Here is a 22280-nt window from a genome sequence, read left to right as displayed (position 1 = left end):
ATGTATGATTTCAGGCTTGCCCGCCGATCGGACCTTGCCGCGATCATCGGGCTTCTCGCCGATGATGATCTCGGCAGCACCAGGGAGATCGTCTCGGATCCCGTCGACGCGCGCTATCTCTCGGCCTTCGCTGCAATCGAGGCGGATGCCAATCAGATGCTGGCCGTGGCCAGCGATGCGGACGATCAGCTTGTCGGCTGTCTGCAGCTGAGCTTCATTCCCGGCCTGTCGCGAACAGGTATGTGGCGCGGACAGATCGAAAGCGTGCGGATCGCGCGGGAATTACGCGGCTCTGGCCTCGGCTCCGAGTTCATCGAATGGGCGATCGCGCAATGCGCCGAGCGCGGCTGCGGCCTCGTGCAGCTGACAACGGACAAGACGCGAGGGGATTCGATCCGCTTCTATGAAAAGCTCGGCTTCGTCGCGAGCCATGAAGGGCTGAAGCGCAACCTCTGAAACGGCTACTTCAGCCTGCCTTTCATCGTGGCCTCGGGAAAGCAGGTCGGCTTCATGCTGTTCTTCGCCTGCCACTGGCCGATCGAGCGCCGCGTCTTGTAGCCCGGCAGGCCGTCGGAACCACCGACATCATAGCCCTGCCGCTCCAGCGCCTTCTGCATGGCGGCGACATCCGAACGAAGCATCTTGCCGACATCGCCCCATCGGCCCTGGAAGGCGCCGCCGTTGGAGGCGATCCGGTCGGCGAGATTGCCGATATAGAGCGCATAGAGATCGGAGTTGTTGTATTCCTTGATGATGTAGAAATTCGGGGTGACGATGAATTCAGGCCCGTTGCGGCCGGCCGGCACGAGCATCATGCTTTGCGCGTTCATCTCGCCCGAGGGGAAGTTCTTGCCGGAGATGCGGTCGATGCCGAGCGAGGCCCAATGCGAAAGCGGCTTCGCGAGGTCGGGACCCTCCTGCGCGCAGGAAACTGCCTCCGGGATCGATACCTCGAAGCCCCAGTCGCGATCACGCTGCCAGCCTTTCTTGACCAGGTAATTGGCGATCGAGGCAAGCGTATCCGGCACGGAGGTCCAGATATTGCGGTGACCGTCGCCATCGAAATCCACCGCATATTTCAGATAGCTCGTCGGCATGAATTGAGGCTGGCCGAGCGCGCCGGCCCACGAGCTCTTGAAATCGGCGGGCGTCACGTCGCCGCCGTCGAGAATATGCAGCGCCGCCACCAGCTCGGTGCGGAACATTTCCTTGCGAGTCGACATGAAGGCCTTGGTCGCCAGCACTTCGACCGCCGAATTCGGGATCTTGGCCGCGCCGAAGCCCGTCTCCCGGCCCCAGATGGCCAGCACGATCGAGCCCGGCACGCCATAGGTCTTCTCGATCCGCTTCAGCGTCGAACCATATTGCGCGGCAAAGCCGCGCCCGGTTGCGGCAAGCCTCTTCAGGTGGTCCTCGTTGAAATAGGGGCCTGGCGAGGAAAACTCCGCCTGTGTCTGTTTCTGCTCCTTCGGCGGCGGGAAACCGGGCGGGGCGAGATCCGGCAGGTTCCAATTCAGCGCGACGCCCGAGAAAGCTGCCTTGAAAGTCTTCTCGGAAATACCGCCGGCCTTGGCTTGCGGCCAGAGGTCCTTCTGCACCCAGCTTTCGAATTGCGCCTCGACATCGGTTTTCGATGGGGCTGCGTGGGCTGAGAGGGGGAGGAGTGCGGTCACTACAGCGAGTGCGAGTATTCGCGGCATATAAATCCCTTTCATATCACCGTCCGCGCCCGCAGCGCCGCCGCCAGCGTGCCCTCGTCGAGATAATCGAGCTCGCCGCCGACAGGCACGCCATGCGCCAGCCGCGTGATCTTCACGTCGAGTCCCTGCAGCTGGTCGGTGATATAATGTGCTGTCGTCTGTCCTTCGACGGTGGCGTTGACGGCAATGATCAGCTCGCGGATGCCGCCTTCGCCGATCCGGTCGATCAGCCCGCGAATATTGAGATCGTCGGGGCCGATCCCGTCGAGCGGCGACAACGTGCCGCCTAGCACGTGATAGGCGGCGTTCATCGCGCCGGCCCGCTCCAGCGCCCAGAGGTCCGAGACATCCTCGACGACGATGATGACGGATTGGTCGCGCTGAGCATCGGTGCAGACCGTGCAGGGATCGACCGTATCGACATTGCCGCAGCGCGAGCAGATCTTCACCTTGTCGTAGGCCTCGCCCATCGCGTTCGACAGCGGTCCGAGCAGCTGGTCCTTCTTCTTGATCAGATGCAGTGCCGCCCGGCGCGCCGAGCGCGGCCCGAGGCCCGGCACCTTCGCCAGAAGCTGGATGAGTTTTTCGATTTCGGGGCCGGTGACTCGTTTTGCCATGCGCCGTTCTTAGCTGATATGCAACGAAAACGGAATCGCGGAAGGATCGGCCGTCCCATGAAAATCCTGGCACTCTGCACCGGACATCCTGAAAGGCTGCCCGGCAAGAACTACAAGACCGGCATCTTCAAACTCGCCGTCAACGGCGCCGTGATGATCGATGCCGAAGGGCTGGTCGGCGACGCGATCTGCAACCGCAAACACCATGGCGGCGTCGATCAGGCAGTCTATATCGAGGGATCGCTGACGCTCGACTGGTGGGCGCAGCAACTTGGCCGGCCCTACGGCCCCGGCACCTTCGGCGAAAATATGGTGATATCGGACCTCGACAATCGCGACGTTTCCGTCGGCGACCGCTTCATATCAGGCGATCTCGTCCTCGAAGCCAGCGCATGCCGCATCCCCTGCGCCACCTTCGCCGCCAGGATGGCCGATCCGAAATTTGTCAAGCGCTATACCGATGCCGCCCGCCCCGGCATCTATTGCCGCGTCATCCGCGGCGGCATCGCCGAAGCCGGAATGCCGGTGGAGCATCAGTCATTTGCCGGCGACAAAGTCACAATGCCGGAGCTGATGGAAACCTTTGGCCGACGGCTTTCCGAGGCGGACCGGGCGCGATATCTCGCTGCCCCTATTCACTACAAGCTGCGAGCGATGTTGGAAACACAGCGTTAGGCGCCAGTTTCACCTGTGCATCGCGAACGCGATTGTCACTTCGCCCATCGCAACATCGGTGAAAGAAGATCGAATTGCCTGCTATTAAAACGGCATCTTGAAGCCGGGAGGGATCGGCAGGCCGGCGGTGAGCGCCTTAGTCTTTTCGGCGGCGAGCGCTTCGGCCTTGTCCTTGGCGTCCTTGTGGGCGGCGACGATCAGGTCCTCGAGGATCTCGACATCGTCTTCCTTGAACAGCGACGGGTCGATCTTCAGGCTCTTCAGCTCGCCCTTGCCTGATATGACGACCGTGACGAGGCCGCCGCCCGCCTTGCCTTCGGCCGAGAGCTCGGCGATCTCCGCCTGCATCTGCTCCATCTTGGCCTGCATTTCCTTGACTTTGCCCATCATGCCCATGATGTCGCGCATCGTCTCACTCCTTCTTGAAACTTTAGAATTCTATGTCGTCGCCGGGCAGGATGTCACCTTCTTCGGATTCGGCGGCGGCAGGCGGTGTCGCTTCTTCCGCTTCCTCCTCCGGCGTCGGCGCCCTGACGCGCACATCGATGATCTTGGCGCCCGGAAACTGCGCAAGAATGGCGGCGACATCGGGGTCCTGGCGGGCGTCGCTGACCCGCTGTTGCTGCGCCTTGGCTTCCGCCTCCACCATCGTCGGCCCGCCCTCTTCGCGGCTGGTGCTGACGATCCAGTGGATGCCTGTCCATTCCTTGAGTTTGACGGCGAGCTCGTTCAGCAGCGTGCCCGGCGCGCCCTCGGTGAGGTTCACGTCGAGCCGGCCGGGCTCGATGCGGACAGGCCGCACGAAGTTGCGCACGAGTGCCTTCAGCTTGACGTCCCGCTTTTCGGCCGCGAGGTCGACGATATCGCCGATCGTATTGACCAGGACCAGCGGCTTCGGCGCTTCAGCCGACCTCGTCTCGACGCGGCCGATTGTCTGCGGTTCCGGATTGGGGACGGCGCGCAGCATCGCGGTCGGCCCTGAGGGCTGCGGCCGCGGTGTCGGCTCCGGCGCCCGAGCCGCGACGCTGCTCTGATAGGGAACCCGTGTTCCGTTGCCGCCACCACCGCCGGTAGGCGGGGAGGAGGGGCGCGAGCCGGCACCGTCGCCGGAAAATTCGGCAAGCCGCCGCGCCGCATCCTCGGGCGCCGGCAGATGTGCGGCATGCGCCAGCCGGATCAGCACCATTTCGGCCGCCCCCGCTGTGCGCGACGAGCCTTCGGTTTCGGGAATACCCTTCAGCAGCATCTGCCAGATGCGCGACAGCGTGGTCACGGCAATGCCCTTGGCCAGTTCTGCCGCTTTCGTGCGTTCGATTTCGCTGAGCGAGGGATCGTTTGCTGCATCCGGCACATATTTCAGCCGCGTCACCAGGTGGGTGAAATCGGCAAGATCGGTCAGCACGACCACCGGATTGGCGCCGGCCTCGTACTGGCTCTGGAATTCGCCGAGGGCGCCGGCGACATCGCCTTTGACGATATGCTGGAAGAGATCGACGATCCGGGCGCGGTCGGCTAGGCCAAGCATGCCACGCACGGCTTCCGCCTGCACGGCGCCGGCGCCATGGGCGATCGCCTGATCGAGCAGCGACAGGCCGTCGCGCGCCGAGCCTTCGGCGGCGCGCGCGATCATCGCGAGCGCGTCCGCTTCCGCCTCGATACCTTCCTTGGCAGCAATCGTCGTAAACAGCCCGACGAGGTCCGACGCGCTGATGCGGCGCAGGTCGAAACGCTGGCAGCGCGACAGCACGGTGATCGGCACCTTGCGGATCTCGGTGGTGGCGAAGATGAATTTCACATGCTCCGGTGGCTCTTCCAGCGTCTTCAGCAGACCGTTGAAGGCCTGCGTCGACAGCATGTGCACTTCATCGATGATATAGACCTTGTAGCGCGCCGAAACCGGTCGGTAGCGCACCTGTTCGATGATCTCTCTTATATCGTCGATACCGGTATGGGAGGCGGCGTCCATCTCGATCACATCGACATGCCGGCCTTCCATGATCGCCTGGCAATGTTCGCCGGGCGTGCGAAGGTCGATCGTCGGCTTGTCGATCTCTGCCGTCTTGTAGTTCAGCGCCCGCGCCAGGATGCGCGCCGTCGTCGTCTTGCCGACGCCGCGCACGCCGGTCAGCATATAGGCCTGCGCGATGCGGCCGGTCTCGAAGGCGTTGGTGAGCGTGCGGACCATCGGCTCCTGGCCGACCATCAGATCCGTGAAATCCTTGGGGCGGTATTTGCGAGCCAGCACCCGGTATCCGGTGCCCGTCGAGGCGGCATCTTTTGATTGTCGCTCGGTGTCGCTCATCGCCCTGCTTGTCGCCCGGATGCCGGGCACTTCGTAAAGAGAAGGTGGGAGGCTGGCACGATGACCCGTGCCGGGCTCGTTAGGGCTGCTTCCTTCCGGACCTGACCCGGTTGGCGAGTGGCTCGTCCACCACCAACCTCCCGGATGCACATATCGGCAATATCGTCATCAAAAGCAAGCCAACATGATAAAAAACTGCTAGTCGTTGGAAAAGACAGGAGGAATGTCCCTTGAACGGCTTTACGCTCGACCCCCGGCTGGAAAACGACAGCATCAGCGTCATGGTCACAGGCCTCTGTGATCTGAGATTGTCGAGGGATGCCCGCTGGCCCTGGCTCATTCTCGTGCCGCGCCGGGCCGATATCACCGAAATCTTCGAGCTGACGCCGCTCGACCAGGTGCTGCTCGCCTTCGAGACGGAGCTCACCGCCAAGGCGCTCAAAGAGATCACCGGCGCGACAAAAATCAATGTCGGGGCTCTTGGCAACATCGTCGGCCAGCTTCATGTTCATGTCATTGCCCGCTTCGAAGGCGATGCCAACTGGCCGGGTCCTGTCTGGGGCTTCGGGCGCGCTGAGCCCTACGAGGACGGGAAAAGAGACGAATTCATAGCGAAGCTGCGGGAAGCCCTTTCATCATGAGTCATTCGCTTTTCGATTCGGATGTGCCGCATCCGGAACCCAGCAATCTCACCGCCTTTGCTGCCAACGACCTCAATCGCGATTCCGAACATCGCGACGAAAAGTCGGTCGAAAGGGCGCTGGCGAGGGAAGGCACGCATATCTTCGCCTTCGCCAGGGACAAGCTGGTGCTGAAGCATGATGGCCAGGTGCTCGATCCGCTCTTTGCCCGCTACGAGCTGCAGGAACTGCAGCCGGATTGGGACGAGACGGTGCTTCTCGGCTATCGAAAGACCGGCGAGCCCCGCCTCGCCGTTCCCGTCGGCATCGACGTCGAGGATCTCGCCAGCCAGTACAAGCCTGCGGACGGCCGCACGCTGTTTCGCGAGATGCTGATCGATGAGGTGCTGCTCGGCGAATTCGCCCAGGCCGCCAGCCTCATTCGCTGGAACGGCGACAACCGCTTCTGCGGCCGCTGCGGCTCGGCGATGGAAATTCATATCGGCGGTTACAAGCGTGTCTGCGCCGCCTGCGAGCACATGATCTTTCCCCGCACCGACCCAGTCGTCATCATGCTGACGATCGACGAGAGTCGCGATCTCTGCCTGCTCGGCCGCAGCCCGCATTTTGCGCCCGGCATGTATTCCTGTCTTGCCGGCTTCGTCGAGCCGGGTGAGACCATCGAGAATGCCGTGCGCCGGGAAACGCTGGAAGAGTCAGGCATCCGCACCGGCCGTATCCGCTATCACGCCTCGCAGCCCTGGCCGATGCCGCATTCGCTGATGATCGGCTGTTACGCGGAGGCGAAATCCACCGAGATCAAGCGCGATGAGACGGAGCTCGAGGATTGCCGCTGGTTCACCCGCGAGGAAACGCTCGAGATGCTCGAGCGCCCAGGCGCCAACGGCAAAGCCTCGCCGCCGAAAGGGGCGATCGCCCACCGCCTGATGCGCGACTGGGTGGAGTGGAAGCGCTAGTGCCATGCCGGTTGCCCGTTCGGAACGGCTCCTGACGCTGCTCCAGACGCTTCGGCGTTATCGCAGGCCGGTGACCGGCACCGTGCTCGCTCAGGAGACCGGCGTCAGCCTGCGCACACTCTATCGCGATATCGCCAGCCTGCAGGCCCAGGGCGCCATGATCGAAGGCGAAGCCGGCATCGGTTATGTGCTGAAGCCCGGTTTCATGCTGCCGCCGATGATGTTTTCCGAGGAAGAGCTGGAGGCACTGGTGCTCGGCTCGCGTTGGGTGGCCCGCGCCGCCGAGCCGCGGCTTGCCGGCGCCGGCGCCGATGCGCTGGCCAAGATCGCCGCCGTACTGCCGGCCGATCTGCGTGAAATGATCGATTCGGCCGCTCTCTTCGTCGGTCCCAAACGCCGCGATGAGGACAGCGCGGATGTCTCGGCCATCCGCAGGGCGATCCGCCTGGAGCGTATTCTCGAACTGCATTACGGCGACGAGCAGGGCCGGATCTCCCGCCGCCGTGTCTGGCCTTTCGCGCTCGGTTATTTCGAGCACGTGCGCGTCCTCATGGCCTGGTGCGAGCTGCGCCAGGATTTTCGCCATTTCCGCACCGATCGCATCATCGACATGGCACTGCATGAGGTGCGTTATCCGCGCCGCCGCACAGTGCTTCTCAAGGAGTGGCGCGAGACACAGGACGTGCCGATCGAGAGGTGATCGCTGCTGCCATAAACTGTCAGCAGTTGGCGTTATGATCAGTCTCAATCCACTAAGAAAGGAGTACCGATCATGGCAACGTCTTCATTCATCCGCCAAACCAGCGACCGTTTTGCGGTCGACGCCTTTGCCGATGTCATTTCGGCCGAAACTTTCGCCGATGTCGGGCAGCCCGCGCACTCCGGCCTTCTGCGCCTGGTCATGAACATCTTTCGGATTCGCAGTGCAAACCACACCAGCCTCGATCTCGAGGCTGCACCGGATTGCCGCAAGCGCGACCTCGGCTTCATGGATGGACGCGACCCGCACCGCGAGAGCCGTTTTTCGCTTTAGACTATCCGATCATTATCCACACCGCCCGTCGAGAACGGGGCGTGCTTTCGCAGCGCGCTCAGCTTCCTGCTGCCATGAATTGGCAGCAGGCGATCTCCCGGGTGCCCCAATTGGCAGCAACAGGAAAACCGAAATGACCAGCCCCAATCTGATTATCCTCTACGTCAAGGATCCCGGCGAGAGCGCCGGCTTCTACCGCAACCTCCTGAACCGCGAACCGGCCGTGGAGGCGCCGAATTTCGTCGCCTTTCCGCTCGACGGCGGCTTTACGCTCGGCCTCTGGCGGCGCAGCAAGGTCGAACCGCAGCCCTCCGCCATCGGCAACCGGGGCGAAGTGGCCTTCATGGTGGCGGGGGAAAATGCCGTCGCCAGGCAGTATGAGGACTGGCGCCAGCGCGGCCTGCCGATCGCCCAGGAACTGACGGAGTTGGATTTTGGCCCGACCTTCGTCGTCCTCGATCCGGACGGGCATCGGCTGCGCGTCTGTGAGCCGGATAAGTAATAGCCTGAATGACGGGGCCTGCTTAGAGCAGGCCTCGCATCGCATGCCCCTTGTAGACGCCGAGGATGCGCACCTTCTCGGAGAAGAAACGCAGCTCCTCCAAGGCCCGGCGAACGTTCGGATCGTTCGGATGGCCTTCGATATCGGCGTAGAACTGCGTCGCCACGAATTTTCCGCCGAGCTGGTAGCTTTCCAGCTTCGTCATGTTGATGTTGTTGGTAGCAAAGCCGCCGAGCGCCTTGTAGAGCGCGGCCGGAATGTTGCGGACGTTGAAGACGAATGTGGTGACGACCTTTTCTTCCGCCGAATTGCGCTGTGCCCATTCCTCGTCACGCGAGAGCACGACGAAGCGGGTGACGTTGTTTTCCGTATCCTCGACATTTTCGGCGACGATCTCGAGCCCATAGAGATCGGCGGCAAGGCGCGGCGCGAGCGCGGCCATCGAGCGGTCGCCGGTTTCCTTGACGAGCTTTGCCGCCCCTGCCGTATCGCCGGCGATGACAGGCTTCCAGCCATGGGCGCGCACGATCTTGCGGCACTGGCCGAGCGCATGGATATGGCTGTGCACCGTGCGGATCTCGTCCTTGGTCACTCCGGGCAGCACCATCAGCTGGAAGCGGATCGGCATGAAATATTCGCCGATGATGTGCAGCCGCGATTCCGGCAGCAGGTGATGGATATCGGCAACGCGGCCGGCAATGGTGTTTTCGATCGGGATCATGGCGATATCGGCGTCGCCGTTGTCGACCGCGGTGAACGCATCCTCGAACGTCTGGCACGGCAGCGGCTCCATGGTCGGAAACATGTCACGGCTGGCCATATCGGAATTGGCGCCGAACTCGCCCTGGAAGGCGATCCTGTTGGTCTTGATGTTCATGATGGTTCCGTCAGTTCGACTTTGCGGAGAGGATGCGCCGCGCTTTTTCAAGGTCGGCGGGAGTATCGACACCGAGCGGAACCGTGTCAACGATCTCCACGTCGATGCGCATGCCGGCCTCCAGCGCCCGCAGCTGCTCGAGCGATTCGCGCTTTTCGAGCGTCGACGGGCCGAGCGAGACGAATCGCTCCAGCGCCGAACGCCGATAGGCATAAAGGCCGATATGGTGATAGAGCGGCCCCTTGCCGTAAGGTGCTGTGGCGCGCGTGAAGTAGAGGGCGTGCAGACGGGTGTCCGAGACGGGCGAACCGACGATCTTGACGATATGCGGCGCGGTCTTGTCGTCCTCATCGTCGATTTCGGTCGTCAGCGTGCCGATATCGACCACCTCGTTCTCGAGAGGACGCAGAGCCGCGCGCACGGTTTCCGCATCGATCGTCGGCAGGTCGCCCTGGACGTTGACGATGATTTTCGCTTTCCCGTCCGGATCGACCTTGGTCAGCGCTTCGAAGATCCGGTCGGAACCCGATTGATGGTCCCTGCTGGTCATGACGGCGTCGAAGCCGGCGGCAGAAACGGCATCGAACACCTGTTGATCGTCAACGGCGACGACCACGCGGCCGATGGCTGCCTCTTTGGCGCGCATCGCCACCTGCACTATCATCGGCAGTCCGCAAATATCGGCGAGCGGCTTGCCCGGAAGCCGGGTGGAGGCCATGCGTGCCGGGATCAATACCAGCACCTCGTCTAAATTTGAATCACTCATGGTTCGGGCCTTCTATTCCGGGCTGAAAAGTGTCAAAAAGTCTCACGCATAAGACCATTTAGACAGTTGCAACGATCAGTCAAAAGACATAGGTTCCGCGCGATTTCAAGATGGTCCGGTTCTGGTCTGCCGGCTGCAAGGGGAGCATTGCAGATGAATTCATACGTCAATACGGCCGTGGGGGCGCTGCTCGGAACGATTTTCGTTCTGATGTCGGTCTCCATCGCGTCCGAGGGGATCTTCCATTCCGAAGCGCCGGAAAAGGAAGGTTTCGCGATCGTTGCCGAAGAGGCGCCCGCCGCCGGTGGTGAAGCCGCGCCCGCCGCTGCCGCTCCGATCGCGCAATTGCTCGCTTCTGCAGATGCCAAGGCCGGTGAAGCCGCCTTCAAGAAGTGTCAGGCCTGTCATGACGCCACCAAAGGGGGGCCGAACAAGGTCGGTCCTAACCTCTTTGGTGTCGTAGATCGCCCGATCGCCTCGCATGAAGGCTTCGCCTATTCCGCCCCCATGAAGGATTTTTCCAAGGGCAGCAGCGAGAAGTGGACCTTCGAGAACCTCAACAAGTTCCTGCTGGCGCCGAAGAAGGATGTGCCGGGCACCGCGATGGGTTTCGCAGGCTTGGCGAAGGATCAGGAGCGCGCCAACGTCATCCTCTACCTGCACACGCTCGCCGATTCGCCGGTGCCGCTGCCGGATCCGAAAACCGCAACGCAGTAAGGCGAAGCTCCATCGCATGACAATCGAAGCCCGGCCGCAAGCCGGGCTTTTGTTGTTGATGGAAGATCAGGCGCCGAGGAAATAAGCCCAGAGCGAAACGGTGATGGCGCCGAGCGCTGTTGTCACCGAGATCGTCGAGGCGGCGAGGCTGTGGCCGACGCCGAAACGATTGGCGATCAGCCAGGCGTTGACGCCTGTCGGCACGGAGGAGGTCAGCACGATCGCCGCCGTCCATTCCGGGCTGAGACCGAGGAGACGGCTCGCTGTCCAGACGCAGCCGGGCAGCAGCAGCAGCTTGAGGCTCGAGGTAACGCTGGCGATGCCGAGATTGCCGGAGACGCCGTATCTCTCCAGCGCCATGCCGAGCGAGATCAACGCCGCCGGGCCGGCTATGCCGGCGATCTGGCCGACGACCGATGCCACCGCAGTCGGCATGGTGAGGCCGGAAAGATGCACGGCCATGCCCGCCGCAAGGCCGATCACCAGAGGATTGCGGATGAGATTGATGGCGATCTGGCGAAGCACGAAGACCATGCTGCGGTCGCTTTTGCCGGCGATCTTTCGTTCCGCGTGCTCCATCAACACCGTGCCGGCGACCATCATCACGGGCAGATGCACGGCAAGCAGGATCGACAACGCCACCAGCCCTTCGTCGCCGACGGTCCTCTGGACGAGCGGCAGTCCGATGAAGACGTTGTTGGCGAAGGCCGAGGAAACGCCGGCCAGCACGCCGATCCGTTCGTCGCGGTTGAAGAGGCGCGTGGCGGCGATATGGCCGGCCGTCCAGGTGATGGCGACGCCGGAGAAATAGACGATCCAGAGCCGGAAGGGCGAGGCGCCATGGAAATCCGCCTCGGCGATGGTGCGGAAGAGCAATAGTGGCACGGCGATCTTGAAGACGAATTCACTGAGCGCGTCGCCGACATTTGATGCCATCAAGCCGCTGCGAACGATTACCCAGCCGATGAGGATCAGGATGAAGATGGGAAGGACGTCGAGAATGATGCCTGACATAAGGGAGAATGCTCTGCGGGGAGGGAGTATCCGAGGTCTAGCAGCAAAAGGCCTGCGTTGAAAACGCAATCGGCGCGCGGCCGCGGATGGACTGCATCCGAACGCAAAAAAAGCGGGCATGGCCCGCTTTTCCGCTCCGGCCTTGCCGGATATCCGGATCGCGAGGCTGCCAGTTCATCCGTGGTCAGCACCGCGCCGGTAAGATCGAAGGGATCATCCCTCGTCGCCCGACTGCAACTGAAAGCTGCTCATGCCGGTCTTCTTGCGAGCATGTGTAGGTCTCGAAAATGACAGGGACATGACGGATAAGCGGCACTTTTGCGAAGAATGGAGACGCCATTCACCATTTATCCTTCCAAACCGCGGAAATTTCGCTAAGACCGAACCCCTGATATCACAAATCCGGGACTCCCCATTTCATGACAAGATTCGATGTTCTGACAGTCGGCAACGCGATCGTGGATATCATTGCCCGCTGCGACGACCAGTTCCTCCTTGATAACAAGATCACCAAGGCGGCGATGAACCTCATCGATGCCGAGCGCGCCGAACTTCTGTATTCGCGCATGGGACCGGCACTCGAAGCCTCCGGCGGCAGCGCCGGCAATACGGCGGCCGGCGTTGCGAACCTCGGCGGCAAGGCTGCCTGATTTCGGCAATGTCGCCGCAGATCAGCTCGGCGACATTTTCACCCACGACATTCGCGCCCAGGGCGTCCATTATCAGACCCGTCCCAAGGGGACGTTCCCGCCGACGGCGCGTTCGATGATCTTCGTCACCGAAGACGGCGAACGTTCGATGAATACCTATCTCGGCGCCTGCGTCGAACTCGGTCCTGAGGACGTCGAGGCCGATGTCGTTGCCGACGCCAAGGTCACCTATTTCGAAGGTTATCTCTGGGATCCGCCGCGCGCCAAGGAGGCTATTCGCGACTGCGCCCGCATCGCCCATGAAAACGGCCGCGAAATGTCGATGACGCTGTCCGACAGTTTCTGCGTCGACCGTTATCGCGGCGAATTCCTCGATCTGATGCGCTCCGGCACGGTCGATATCGTCTTCGCCAATCGCCAGGAAGCGCTGTCGCTTTACCAGACCGAAGACTTCGAAGAGGCGCTGAACAGGATTGCTGCGGACTGCAAGATCGCCGCCGTGACGATGAGTGAGAATGGCGCCGTCATCCTGAAGGGCCGCGAGCGTTATTACGTCGATGCGATCCGAATCAGGGAAGTTGTGGACACGACGGGCGCCGGCGACCTTTTTGCCTCCGGCTTCCTCTACGGCTATACGCAAGGACGGTCCCTGGAAGATTGCGGCAAGCTCGGCTGCCTCGCGGCCGGCATCGTCATCCAGCAGATCGGCCCGCGCCCGATGACCTCGCTCAACGAGGCCGCCAAGCAGGCAGGGCTTATTTGAAGGCTTCGCCGGGATAGGCGCCCCAGATTTCCGATTGCGCCACCCAGCCGGTGGCGCCGTCGGTTTCGGCGCGGCACCAGTCGCCATTGCATTCGCCGATCGTCAGCATCACGCCGGGTTCCAGCTTGGCGATGATCGAGGCGGAGGGCTGCGCCTCGCGGCGCAGATTGACGAAGATGCCCTTGCCCTTCGTCTTCATCCAGGGTGCGGCGATCGCCGCACGCTGGCCGGAGAGCAGCGACTGATTGACCCAGCCTTCGGTGCCGTCGGCATCACGGATGCGACGCCAGTTGTCGTACTCCTGGATGATCTCCACCGGCAGGCCGGATTTCAGATACATCCACGAAACCGCGTAATCGGTTCCCGGGCCGATGCGCAGGTTGACACGCTTGGATTTCAGCGTGACGAAACGCGGCAATGGCAGGCCGCTCGGTCCCTTCGCCGCCTGCGCATGGGCAAATTCGACGGGGCCGAGCGATGCCGCCAGAGCGATCGCGAGGGCGAGGCAGGACTTCAGGACTTTGCTGCGCATGGAGGCATCCGTTTGCTCGAATTCACGGGCAGGCCCGCCTGCACGCGGTCCGGGCTGTGACATTCCCCGGCTGCACCACGAGTTTTGTTTGTCTTCGCGTGCGGGTCTGGTAGAAATTGCCCGGAACGGGAAAATTATCACCCCTCTTGGTTAAAGACCTCTGAACAAGGCACCGCAGGCAGCCATGACAGCGAAGAAAAAACCGAAGGTCTACATCACCCGCAAGCTGCCGGATGCCGTCGAAACCCGAATGCGGGAACTCTTCGATGCCGAGCTGAACATCGACGACGCGCCGCGCTCCGTGCCCGAGCTCATGGCGGCTGTCCGGACCGCCGACGTGCTGGTGCCGACCGTCACCGATCGCATCGACGCGGCGCTGATCGAGGCGGCCGGCCCGCAGATGAAGCTGATTGCGAGCTTCTCCAACGGCACCGACCATATCGACGTCGAGGCGGCGGCGCGCAAGGGCATCACCGTCACCAACACGCCGAACGTCCTGACCGAGGACACCGCCGACATGACGATGGCGCTCATTCTCGCGGTGCCGAGACGGCTCGGCGAAGGGGCGCGGGTGCTGACCGACAAGCCCGGCGAGTGGGCCGGCTGGTCTCCCACCTGGATGCTCGGCCGGCGCATTCACGGCAAGCGCATCGGCATCGTCGGCATGGGTCGCATCGGCACGGCGGTCGCGCGCCGCGCCAAGGCTTTCGGCCTTTCGATCCATTACCACAACCGCAAGCGCGTCAATCCGGCCGTCGAGGACGAGTTGGAGGCGACCTATTGGGAAAGCCTCGACCAGATGCTCGCCCGCGTCGACATCGTCTCGGTCAATTGCCCGTCGACGCCGGCAACCTTCCATCTGATTTCAGCCCGTCGCCTGGCGCTGCTGCAGCCGACCGCCTATCTAGTCAACACCGCCCGCGGCGACGTGGTCGACGAAAGCGCGCTGATCAAAAGCCTGAGAGAGGGCAAGATCGCCGGCGCCGGCCTCGACGTCTTCGAAAACGAACCGGCCGTCAACCCGAAGCTCGTCAAGCTCGCCAACGAGGGCAAGGTCGTGCTGCTGCCGCATATGAGCTCGGCGACGATCGAAGGCCGCATCGATATGGGCGAAAAGGTGATCATCAATATCCGCACCTTCATCGACGGCCACAGGCCGCCGAACCGGGTGCTGCCCGGGCGGTGAATGCGGTCAGACGATGCGGGCCTGAGCCGCAAGCATCTTCCGCATCTCGACGAAGGTCGTTCTGGCAAAGCCCGGATGTGCCTTCTCGGCGGTTCTCGAAAAACCCCAGGCGCCAAAGACGGCATGATTTTCGGTGAGTTCGATGCGCGTCTCCAGCCGCAAAGCGGCAAGGCCAAGCGCTGCCGCCGTCGCCTCGGCGGTTGCCAGCAGCCGCTTGCCGAGCCCCCTGCCTTGTGCCTCCGGGAGAACGGCGAGCTTGCCGACATAGAGACAGTCGGCCTCCGGCCGCAGGAACAGGCAGCCGATCAGCTTTTCGTCTTCGATGGCGACATGACCGATCTCGGTTCCGGCTTTTTCGGCCAGCGACTCCGTCGTCAGCTTGAGCGCCGAAGAGGGCGGGTCGATCCTGCCGTTCATCGAGGCGAAGGCAGCGAGGATGAGTGCCAGCAGTTCGTCCCAGCGCGTGAAGCTCTGATCCAGGCGGATGATTGTCATAGGGTCTGTCCTTGCCTTTCCCGGTGGCGTTTATAGCGGATCGTGTCGAACCGGGCCGAGAGCGCGTCGTAGAGCAGCAGCCGTCCGATCAGCGGTTCGCCGGCGCCGGTGATCAGCTTGATCGCCTCCATCGCCATCATCGTGCCGATGACGCCGGTGAGCGCGCCGATGATTCCGGCTTCGGCGCAGGAGGGGATCAGGCCCGCCGGCGGCGCTTCCGGAAACAAATCGCGATATCTGGGATTGGGTGTTCCGTCGTCGCCGGTCTCATAGGGCTTGAGCACCGTCAGCGAACCGTCGAAACGCCCGACCGCGCCGGTGACAAGCGCAATCTGCGCCGCCTCGGCGGCGTCGGCGGCGGCATAACGCGTGTCGAAATTGTCGGAACCGTCGATCAGCAGGTCGAAGCCGGCGAGCTGCCGCTGGGCGGTCTCCACGCCAAAACGTTCCTCGAAGCGGATCAGCCGCACATGCGGATTGAGCCGGGCAATGGCGAGCGCAGCACTTTCGGTTTTCAATTCGCCGATCGTGCCGGAATCATGGATCACCTGCCGCTGCAGGTTGGAGAGCGACACCCGGTCGTCATCGACGATGCCGAGCGTGCCGATACCGGCGGCGGCCAGATATTGCAGGATCGGCGCTCCAAGGCCGCCGGCGCCGATCACCAGCACGCGGGCGGCCTTCAGCCTCTGCTGGCCGGCGCCGCCGATCTCGGGGAGCAGAATGTGTCGGTGATATCGGGTGATTTCGTCGGGGCTGAGCGGTTCCATGGCGGCGATGCTATCATGACGCCCGACGTCGGGGAAAGCCGCCTCCCTCATCCGAACACCTTTCCGTCGGCAACGGTGAAGAACTGCGCCCGGTCTGCGAGCGCTGAAAACATTGTCCGATCCGTGCCCGTCATGAAGGCCTGGCCGCCGAGCCCGTCAATGAGATCGAACAGCGCGGCGCGGCGGCCCTCGTCGAGATGGGCGGCGATCTCATCGAGCAGCAGGATCGGCGCATGGCCGGTGAGATTGCCGACGAGCCGCGCATGCGCAAGCACCAGGCCGACGAGCAGCGCTTTCTGCTCACCGGTTGAGCAACGCTCCGCCTCCATCGCCTTTTCGCGGTGGTGGACGATGAGATCGGCTCGGTGCGGCCCCTCCAGCGTGCGCCCCGCGCCGGCGTCCCGATACCGGCTCTCCGCCAGCATCGCCGCATATTCGTCCTCGAGATCGACCGAGGGGCGGGAGAACTGGCCGTCCATGAAGCCCGAAAGCTGCAACGATGCCGAAGGGAAGGGCGAGCTCTCCGGCCTTTCTTCGATCAGCCGGGTGAGCAGGCCGAGCATTTCCTGTCGGGCGAGCGCCATGGCGATGCCGAGGCTTGCCATCTGCTCCTCGATGCCGGCGAGCCAGGCAGGATCGAAGCGGCCTTCGTCCAGCAATTTGTTGCGGCTGCGCATGGCGCGCTCGAAATCGCTGGCGCGGCGGCCATGGGCGGGATCGAGCGACAGCACCAGCCGGTCGAGAAAGCGTCGGCGGTCGGAGGAGGAGCCGGTAAAGAGCCCGTCCATCGCCGGTGTCAGCCAGAGAAGACGCAGATGGTCTGTCAGTTCGTCGGCGGTTTTTGCCGCGGTACCGTTGATCCGCAGCCTGCGGGTGGTGGTCTCCTCCCCGCTTCAATGCCGGTGCCGATCTCGACTTCGCCCTCCATGCCGTCAAGCGCGGCAAAGATCGAGAAGCCGCCGGCCGCGCCGACGCGGGTAATATCGCCATAGGCGGCGCGGCGAAGCCCCCGGCCCGGCGAAAGCAGCGAGACCGCCTCCATGAGATTGGTCTTGCCCGCACCGTTGTTTCCCGTCAGCACGGCATGTCGGCCATCGAGGGTGAGGCTCACTGCCGCATAGTTACGGAAGTCTGTCAGCTTCAGACGGGAAAGAGAAACCTTGTGCGGCATCGCGTGTCCGGGTTTGGTGAAGCCTGACAGCTATGCCGAAGCGGCGTCGATAGCAAGGCTTGCGGCTCGGCTGCCACGGATCACGCGTAAAATACCCGGGCGGCATTTCGCATGCTCCCGTAAATGAGCTCTGATTCCGGAACTGCACGGTACATTTTTCCAGCAATTCCCAAAAAATACAACCGCATCGAAGCGACCCTGCATCGCACCCTGGGCCGCCCTCAGCCTCGCCATAGCTTTCAAACCGCCTGGATACCAACGGCTCCGCCCGATTCTTCCGAGGCCACTGACGTAACGTAAAGCCCAGAAAAAGTCGGTTGAATTTTGCAACTAACTGGTTGAGTTATGCGGCGGAAACGCTATGGTAAACGAACCGTTTGCGTATGAAAGAATGACGAAGTGCCAGATCCGGTTGATATTATCGTTGGTCGCAACATAAGACAGCTTCGCGCCCTTCGCCGGGTTTCCCAGCTCGAGCTTGGTGAAGCCCTTGGACTGACCTTCCAGCAGATTCAGAAATACGAAAAGGGGACGAACCGCGTTTCCGCCAGCAAACTGCACCAGATCGCGGTTTTTCTCGATGTCGAGATCTCGGTTCTTTTCGAGGGGGCCGACATGCCACAATTCGGCAGCCGCATCGAGCTCAGCCCTGACGCCTATGCGCTTGCCCTGAGTTACGACAAGCTGAATTCACCGGCAGGCAAGGAAGCGGTCAAAACCATTCTCACGCTCATAAGCAGTGGGCAGGCTGCCGAAACCGCCGCGTGATTCGAGCCGGGAACTCGGCTTCCTCGCAGACATTGCAATCTGTTTAAGCTCCGCGTTTCGCAGAAGCCCAAGAACAGCGAGGCATGAAACGCGCCGCGTCGTGTTCGATAAAAAACGTCAGTGAAATTCGCGCTCGTGCAACGCCGTCAGCAGGTCGTCCTGCGTCTGGTGGCCGGCATGATAGAGGTCGATCGCGATGCTGGCGATCGAAAGGCCCTGTTGGCTGCGAAGCTTGATGTTGCGCTCGGCGCACCATGTGTAAATGGCGCCGGCGAGAACGTCGACGTCGTCGTGCTGAGAGGAGAAGGCTGGCGCCATGGCAGTTACTCTTGCTTTGGTTATTCCCCGAACAGAGCGCCGCGCCCGGAAAGGACGGCCAAGGTCGCTCCATCATTCCAATCCGCGCCTGATCCTTCGAAAACCGATTCCGATCTCCGGGCTATGCGCTGACGACAGAGACTGAATTCATTTGGAAAACTTGCAAGCGCCATTATCCGGCTGCGTTAACGCAACTCGACTTTAATCCCGCTGCCGTCTCAATGCGGTACAAATTGCCCGGCGCGCCATGCGAATGTGCCAAAACGGGTCGTCATAACGAAAAAGCCGGGGACGTTTCCGTGCCCCGGCTTTCGAAACGGCTATTCCGGTTGTGGCTCAGCCTTCGAAGAATTCCTTCATTCGGGCAAAAAAGCCCGTCGATTCCGGATTGTTCTCCTTGGAGGAAATCTGCTCGAATTCCTGCAGCAGCTCGCGCTGGCGCTTGGTGAGCTTTTGCGGCGTCTCGATCTGGATCTGAATGTAGAGGTCGCCCGTCTGCGCCGACCGCAGCACCGGCATGCCCTTGCTCTTGAGGCGGAACTGTTTGCCGGCCTGCGTGCCCTCCGGCACGGTGACCCGCGATTTGGTGCCGTCGAGCGTTGCCACGTCGAAGGTTCCGCCGAGCGCCGCCGTCGTCATCGAGATCGGGACCGCGCAATAGAGATCGGCTCCGTCGCGCTGGTAGAATTCATGCGGCTTCACCGACAGGAAAATATAGAGGTCGCCCGCCGGTCCGCCGCGGGCCCCGGCTTCGCCCTCGCCCTGCAGGCGGATGCGCGTGCCGTCCTCGATGCCGGCAGGGATATTGACCGAGAGCGAACGTTCTTCGGTTACCCGGCCCTGGCCGTGGCACTTCTGGCAGGGATCGGGAATGATCTGGCCGCGGCCGTGGCAGGTCGGGCAGGTCCGCTCGATCGAGAAGAAGCCCTGGGCGGCGCGCACGCGCCCCGTCCCCTGGCAGGTGCCGCAGTTCTTGGGCTGCGTACCGGGTTTGGCGCCCGACCCCGAACAGACGTCGCAGGTGATCGACGTAGGCACGCGGATCTGCGCCGTCTTGCCGGAGAAGGCCTCTTCCAGCGTGATTTCCATATTGTAGCGAAGATCGGCGCCGCGTTCGCGCCCACCCGACGAACGCTGGCGCGCCCGTCCGCCACCCATCATCTCGCCGAAAATATCCTCGAAGATGTCGGAGAAGCCGCCGCCGGCAAAGCCGCCACCACCACCGCCCATGCCGCCATGCTCGAAGGCCGCATGGCCGTAACGATCATAGGCCGCCCGCTTCTGCGGGTCCTTGAGCATCTCGTAGGCTTCGTTGATTTCCTTGAACTTCCGTTCGGCGTCCTTGTCATCCGGATTCTTGTCGGGATGGTATTTCATCGCCAGCTTTCGGAAGGCGCTCTTCAGCTCTTTCTCGTCCGCCGACTTGGCTACACCCAGAGTTTCGTAAAAGTCCGCTTTTGCCATTAAGGATTAAACCCCGGAAATGGATTTCCGGCTGCCATGGTGAGCAGCCGGATCAGGTGTTGAAGCATTACCACGCCGCCGCGGATTACGCGGACTTCTTGCGGTCGTCGTCCTTGATTTCCTCGTAGTCGGCGTCGACGACATTGTCGCCGCCTTCCGCGGAGGCATCGGCAGCAGCGCCGCCTTCGGCCTGCTGTGCTTCATAAATCGCCTGGCCGAGCTTCATGGAAACTTCCATCAGCGTCTGGGTCTTGGCCTTGATGTCGTCAGCATCCGGTTCGGAGGCTTCCGATGCCGTCTTCAGCGCGGCGATCGCATCCGAAATCGCGGTGCGGTCGGTTTCGGAGACCTTGTCGCCGTAATCCTTCAGCGACTTTTCCGTCGAGTGGATCAGGCTTTCGGCCTGGTTCTTGGCTTCCACGGCCTCGCGGCGCTTCTTGTCTTCGGCCGCGTGCGACTCGGCATCCTTGACCATCTTCTCGATGTCGGCGTCGGAGAGGCCGCCGGAGGCCTGGATGCGGATCTGCTGTTCCTTGCCGGTGCCCTTGTCCTTGGCCGAAACCTGGACGATGCCGTTGGCGTCGATGTCGAAGGTCACTTCGATCTGCGGCACGCCGCGCGGCGACGGCGGCAGGCCGACGAGGTCGAACTGGCCGAGCAGCTTGTTGTCGGCAGCCATTTCGCGCTCGCCCTGCGAAACGCGGATGGTGACGGCCTGCTGGTTGTCTTCGGCGGTCGAGAAGGTCTGGCTCTTCTTCGTCGGGATCGTCGTGTTGCGCTCGATCAGGCGGGTGAACACACCGCCGAGCGTTTCAATGCCGAGCGACAGCGGGGTCACGTCGAGGAGCAGGACGTCCTTGACGTCGCCCTGGAGGACGCCGGCCTGGATGGCGGCGCCGAGAGCGACGACTTCATCCGGGTTGACGCCCTTGTGCGGCTCCTTGCCGAACAGCTGCTTGACGACTTCCTGCACCTTCGGCATGCGGCTCATGCCACCGACGAGAACGACTTCGTCGATTTCGGCAGCGGTGACGCCGGCATCCTTGAGAGCGGCCTTGCACGGCGCGATCGTGCGCTGGACGAGATCGTCGACCAGGCTTTCGAGCTTGGCGCGGGTCAGCTTCAGCGTCAGGTGCTTCGGGCCGGAGGCGTCAGCGGTGATGAACGGCAGGTTGATTTCGGTCTGCTGCGAGGAGGACAGCTCGATCTTCGCCTTTTCCGCAGCTTCCTTAAGGCGCTGCAGGGCGAGCTTGTCGTTCTTCAGGTCGATGCCGTTGTCCTTCTTGAACTCGGCAACGAGATATTCGACGAGACGCATGTCGAAGTCTTCACCGCCGAGGAAGGTATCGCCGTTGGTGGACTTCACTTCGAAGACGCCGTCGCCGATCTCGAGGATCGAAATATCGAAGGTGCCGCCGCCAAGGTCGTAGACGGCGATCGTCTTGCCTTCTTTTTTGTCGAGGCCGTAGGCGAGAGCGGCAGCGGTCGGCTCGTTGATGATGCGCAGAACTTCAAGACCGGCGATCTTGCCGGCATCCTTGGTTGCCTGGCGCTGCGCGTCGTTGAAATAGGCCGGAACGGTGATGACCGCCTTCTCGACCTTTTCGCCGAGATAGGATTCGGCGGTTTCCTTCATCTTCTGAAGGATCATCGCGGAAATCTGTGCGGGCGAGTAGCCCTTGCCATTGGCTTCGACCCAGGCGTCGCCATTGTCGCCCTTGACGATGCTGAAGGGAACGAGATGCTTGTCCTTCTCGACGGTCGGATCTTCGTAGCGGCGGCCGATCAGGCGCTTGACAGCAAAGAGCGTGTTCGTCGGGTTGGTGACCGCCTGGCGCTTGGCCGGCTGGCCGACGAGGCGCTCGCCGTCATCGGAAAAAGCCACCATGGAAGGGGTCGTGCGCGCACCTTCCGCATTCTCGATGACCTTCGCGTCCTTGCCGTCCATGACTGCGACGCAGGAATTCGTCGTTCCGAGGTCGATACCAATTACTTTTGCCATGTCATTCTCTCCTTGAAGCAAGCTGTCGGAACCCCCAGAAGGCATTTCCCTGACAGCCCCTTACGGGATGGGTCTACTTAAGATTACGCAATCGTGATTGCGGTGATGCGGCGTATATAAGGAGCGGTTTTCTGGACTGCAAGGCGGGAAATCGCCCGGAATCCAGCAAAACGAATGTGTTGCCTCCAATTTTGACGGTAGCCGGGAAAGAGCTCTGCCCATAGCAGGAGGGTGGCTGATTTCCGCGCATGCCCTGCAATGGCGGGTGGCGGTTTTACGGCAGAGACATGCGACAGGCAAAGGCGCTGAACATCGCAGGCGAATCGGAAAGGTCGCGATGCGTTTTGCGGATCGGGCCTGT

23 protein-coding genes, 1 other RNA gene and 2 pseudogenes are annotated in these 22280 nt (G+C 62.3%); 11 read left to right on the top strand and 15 right to left on the bottom strand.

The genetic code is table 11. The features are described 5' to 3' along the window. Nucleotides 1-456: a GNAT family N-acetyltransferase gene (locus MHI61_RS23150; protein ID WP_239790708.1), complete on the top strand. Its 456-nt coding sequence runs from the start codon at nt 1-3 to the stop codon at nt 454-456. A 5-nt stretch (nt 457-461) separates the two neighbouring features. Here the strand turns inward: MHI61_RS23150 and MHI61_RS23145 are convergent, their stop codons facing one another. Together MHI61_RS23145 and recR are read right to left on the bottom strand one after the other, a co-directional pair. Then, on the bottom strand, nt 462-1700 hold the full coding sequence (locus tag MHI61_RS23145) for a lytic murein transglycosylase (protein WP_239792897.1): 1239 nt from the start codon (nt 1698-1700) through the stop codon (nt 462-464). Between the two features lie 11 nt (nt 1701-1711). Then, a complete protein-coding gene (recR, locus tag MHI61_RS23140) occupies nt 1712-2317 on the bottom strand; it encodes a recombination mediator RecR (RefSeq protein WP_004676724.1) in 606 nt (201 codons plus the stop codon). Between the two features lie 57 nt (nt 2318-2374). Between recR and MHI61_RS23135 the strand changes: the two genes are divergently transcribed. After that, entirely contained in the window at nt 2375-2992 is a 618-nt protein-coding gene (locus tag MHI61_RS23135; protein WP_239790706.1) for an MOSC domain-containing protein, read from the top strand. A gap of 84 nt (nt 2993-3076) precedes the next feature. Here MHI61_RS23135 and MHI61_RS23130 read toward each other — a convergent pair whose 3' ends face one another. From MHI61_RS23130 to ffs, 3 genes are all read right to left on the bottom strand, one after another. Then, entirely contained in the window at nt 3077-3400 is a 324-nt protein-coding gene (locus MHI61_RS23130; protein WP_239790705.1) for a YbaB/EbfC family nucleoid-associated protein, read from the bottom strand. A 22-nt stretch (nt 3401-3422) separates the two neighbouring features. Next, on the bottom strand, nt 3423-5294 hold the full coding sequence (locus MHI61_RS23125; protein WP_239790704.1) for a DNA polymerase III subunit gamma/tau: 1872 nt from the start codon (nt 5292-5294) through the stop codon (nt 3423-3425). A gap of 44 nt (nt 5295-5338) precedes the next feature. Next, nucleotides 5339-5435, bottom strand: an RNA gene (gene ffs / locus MHI61_RS23120) — signal recognition particle sRNA small type. 89 nt (nt 5436-5524) lie between these two features. On the opposite strand from ffs, the gene MHI61_RS23115 reads away from it, so the two are divergent. The 5 genes from MHI61_RS23115 (at nt 5525) to MHI61_RS23095 (ending at nt 8426) form a co-directional block, all read left to right on the top strand. Next, nucleotides 5525-5935 carry an HIT family protein gene (locus tag MHI61_RS23115; protein WP_239790703.1) on the top strand — a complete coding sequence of 137 codons (411 nt, stop codon included), beginning with the start codon at nt 5525-5527 and terminating at the stop codon, nt 5933-5935. Beyond that, entirely contained in the window at nt 5932-6891 is a 960-nt protein-coding gene (nudC, locus tag MHI61_RS23110) for an NAD(+) diphosphatase (protein WP_239790702.1), read from the top strand. Before MHI61_RS23115 ends, nudC begins: the two co-directional genes overlap by 4 nt. A 4-nt stretch (nt 6892-6895) precedes the next feature. Continuing rightward, nucleotides 6896-7591 (top strand): YafY family protein, encoded by a 696-nt coding sequence (locus MHI61_RS23105; RefSeq protein ID WP_097608088.1) that lies wholly within the window; start codon nt 6896-6898, stop codon nt 7589-7591. Between the two features lie 72 nt (nt 7592-7663). Continuing rightward, nucleotides 7664-7924 (top strand): hypothetical protein, encoded by a 261-nt coding sequence (locus MHI61_RS23100; RefSeq protein ID WP_239790700.1) that lies wholly within the window; start codon nt 7664-7666, stop codon nt 7922-7924. A 133-nt stretch (nt 7925-8057) separates the two neighbouring features. Continuing rightward, nucleotides 8058-8426, top strand: a complete 369-nt coding sequence (locus MHI61_RS23095; protein ID WP_010034504.1) for a VOC family protein — start codon at nt 8058-8060, stop codon at nt 8424-8426. 22 nt (nt 8427-8448) lie between these two features. On the opposite strand, the gene MHI61_RS23090 is transcribed toward MHI61_RS23095, so the two are convergent. Next, nucleotides 8449-9303: a prephenate dehydratase gene (locus MHI61_RS23090; RefSeq protein ID WP_004672645.1), complete on the bottom strand. Its 855-nt coding sequence runs from the start codon at nt 9301-9303 to the stop codon at nt 8449-8451. Nucleotides 9304-9313: 10 nt separating this feature from the next. Continuing rightward, nucleotides 9314-10069, bottom strand: a complete 756-nt coding sequence (locus MHI61_RS23085; RefSeq protein ID WP_239790699.1) for a 3-deoxy-manno-octulosonate cytidylyltransferase — start codon at nt 10067-10069, stop codon at nt 9314-9316. 153 nt (nt 10070-10222) lie between these two features. Here MHI61_RS23085 and MHI61_RS23080 point away from each other — a divergent pair, with 153 nt between their 5' ends. Continuing rightward, on the top strand, nt 10223-10786 hold the full coding sequence (locus MHI61_RS23080; protein WP_239790698.1) for a cytochrome c family protein: 564 nt from the start codon (nt 10223-10225) through the stop codon (nt 10784-10786). 66 nt (nt 10787-10852) lie between these two features. On the opposite strand, the gene MHI61_RS23075 is transcribed toward MHI61_RS23080, so the two are convergent. Then, nucleotides 10853-11800, bottom strand: a complete 948-nt coding sequence (locus MHI61_RS23075; RefSeq protein WP_239790697.1) for an AEC family transporter — start codon at nt 11798-11800, stop codon at nt 10853-10855. Nucleotides 11801-12219: 419 nt separating this feature from the next. Here MHI61_RS23075 and MHI61_RS23070 point away from each other — a divergent pair. After that, nucleotides 12220-13213 (top strand): annotated as a pseudogene (locus MHI61_RS23070) (adenosine kinase). On the opposite strand, the gene MHI61_RS23065 reads toward MHI61_RS23070, so the two are convergent. Beyond that, nucleotides 13206-13745 carry an SH3 domain-containing protein gene (locus MHI61_RS23065; RefSeq protein ID WP_038692129.1) on the bottom strand — a complete coding sequence of 180 codons (540 nt, stop codon included), beginning with the start codon at nt 13743-13745 and terminating at the stop codon, nt 13206-13208. The pseudogene MHI61_RS23070 and the gene MHI61_RS23065 overlap by 8 nt on opposite strands. 184 nt (nt 13746-13929) lie before the next feature. Here MHI61_RS23065 and MHI61_RS23060 point away from each other — a divergent pair, with 184 nt between their 5' ends. After that, a complete protein-coding gene (locus MHI61_RS23060; RefSeq protein WP_239790696.1) occupies nt 13930-14931 on the top strand; it encodes a D-glycerate dehydrogenase in 1002 nt (333 codons plus the stop codon). Between the two features lie 6 nt (nt 14932-14937). Here MHI61_RS23060 and MHI61_RS23055 read toward each other — a convergent pair whose 3' ends face one another. The 3 genes and pseudogenes from MHI61_RS23055 to recF form a co-directional block, all read right to left on the bottom strand. Further along, a complete protein-coding gene (locus MHI61_RS23055; RefSeq protein WP_239790695.1) occupies nt 14938-15426 on the bottom strand; it encodes a GNAT family N-acetyltransferase in 489 nt (162 codons plus the stop codon). After that, nucleotides 15423-16247, bottom strand: a complete 825-nt coding sequence (locus tag MHI61_RS23050; RefSeq protein ID WP_239790694.1) for a molybdopterin-synthase adenylyltransferase MoeB — start codon at nt 16245-16247, stop codon at nt 15423-15425. The genes MHI61_RS23055 and MHI61_RS23050 overlap by 4 nt, the downstream gene beginning before the upstream one ends. Beyond that, a pseudogene (gene recF, locus MHI61_RS23045) lies at nt 16244-17367 on the bottom strand (DNA replication/repair protein RecF). The gene MHI61_RS23050 and the pseudogene recF overlap by 4 nt, the downstream one beginning before the upstream one ends. A 399-nt stretch (nt 17368-17766) precedes the next feature. Here recF and MHI61_RS23040 point away from each other — a divergent pair. Beyond that, a complete protein-coding gene (locus MHI61_RS23040) occupies nt 17767-18135 on the top strand; it encodes a helix-turn-helix transcriptional regulator (RefSeq protein ID WP_097608092.1) in 369 nt (122 codons plus the stop codon). A 117-nt stretch (nt 18136-18252) separates the two neighbouring features. Here MHI61_RS23040 and MHI61_RS23035 read toward each other — a convergent pair whose 3' ends face one another. From MHI61_RS23035 to dnaK, 3 genes are all read right to left on the bottom strand, one after another. Continuing rightward, nucleotides 18253-18453 carry a hypothetical protein gene (locus tag MHI61_RS23035; RefSeq protein ID WP_004672628.1) on the bottom strand — a complete coding sequence of 67 codons (201 nt, stop codon included), beginning with the start codon at nt 18451-18453 and terminating at the stop codon, nt 18253-18255. Between the two features lie 336 nt (nt 18454-18789). Continuing rightward, nucleotides 18790-19917 (bottom strand): molecular chaperone DnaJ, encoded by a 1128-nt coding sequence (dnaJ, locus tag MHI61_RS23030; RefSeq protein ID WP_064681576.1) that lies wholly within the window; start codon nt 19915-19917, stop codon nt 18790-18792. An 85-nt stretch (nt 19918-20002) separates the two neighbouring features. Further along, nucleotides 20003-21919, bottom strand: a complete 1917-nt coding sequence (gene dnaK, locus MHI61_RS23025) for a molecular chaperone DnaK (protein WP_097581291.1) — start codon at nt 21917-21919, stop codon at nt 20003-20005. Nucleotides 21920-22280: the final 361 nt, after the last annotated feature.

Source organism: Rhizobium sp. K102, from assembly GCF_022385315.1.
Taxonomy (GTDB): domain Bacteria; phylum Pseudomonadota; class Alphaproteobacteria; order Rhizobiales; family Rhizobiaceae; genus Rhizobium; species Rhizobium croatiense.
The sequence above is the reverse complement of the archived record's forward strand: the minus strand, read 5'-3'. Positions and strand labels throughout refer to the sequence as shown.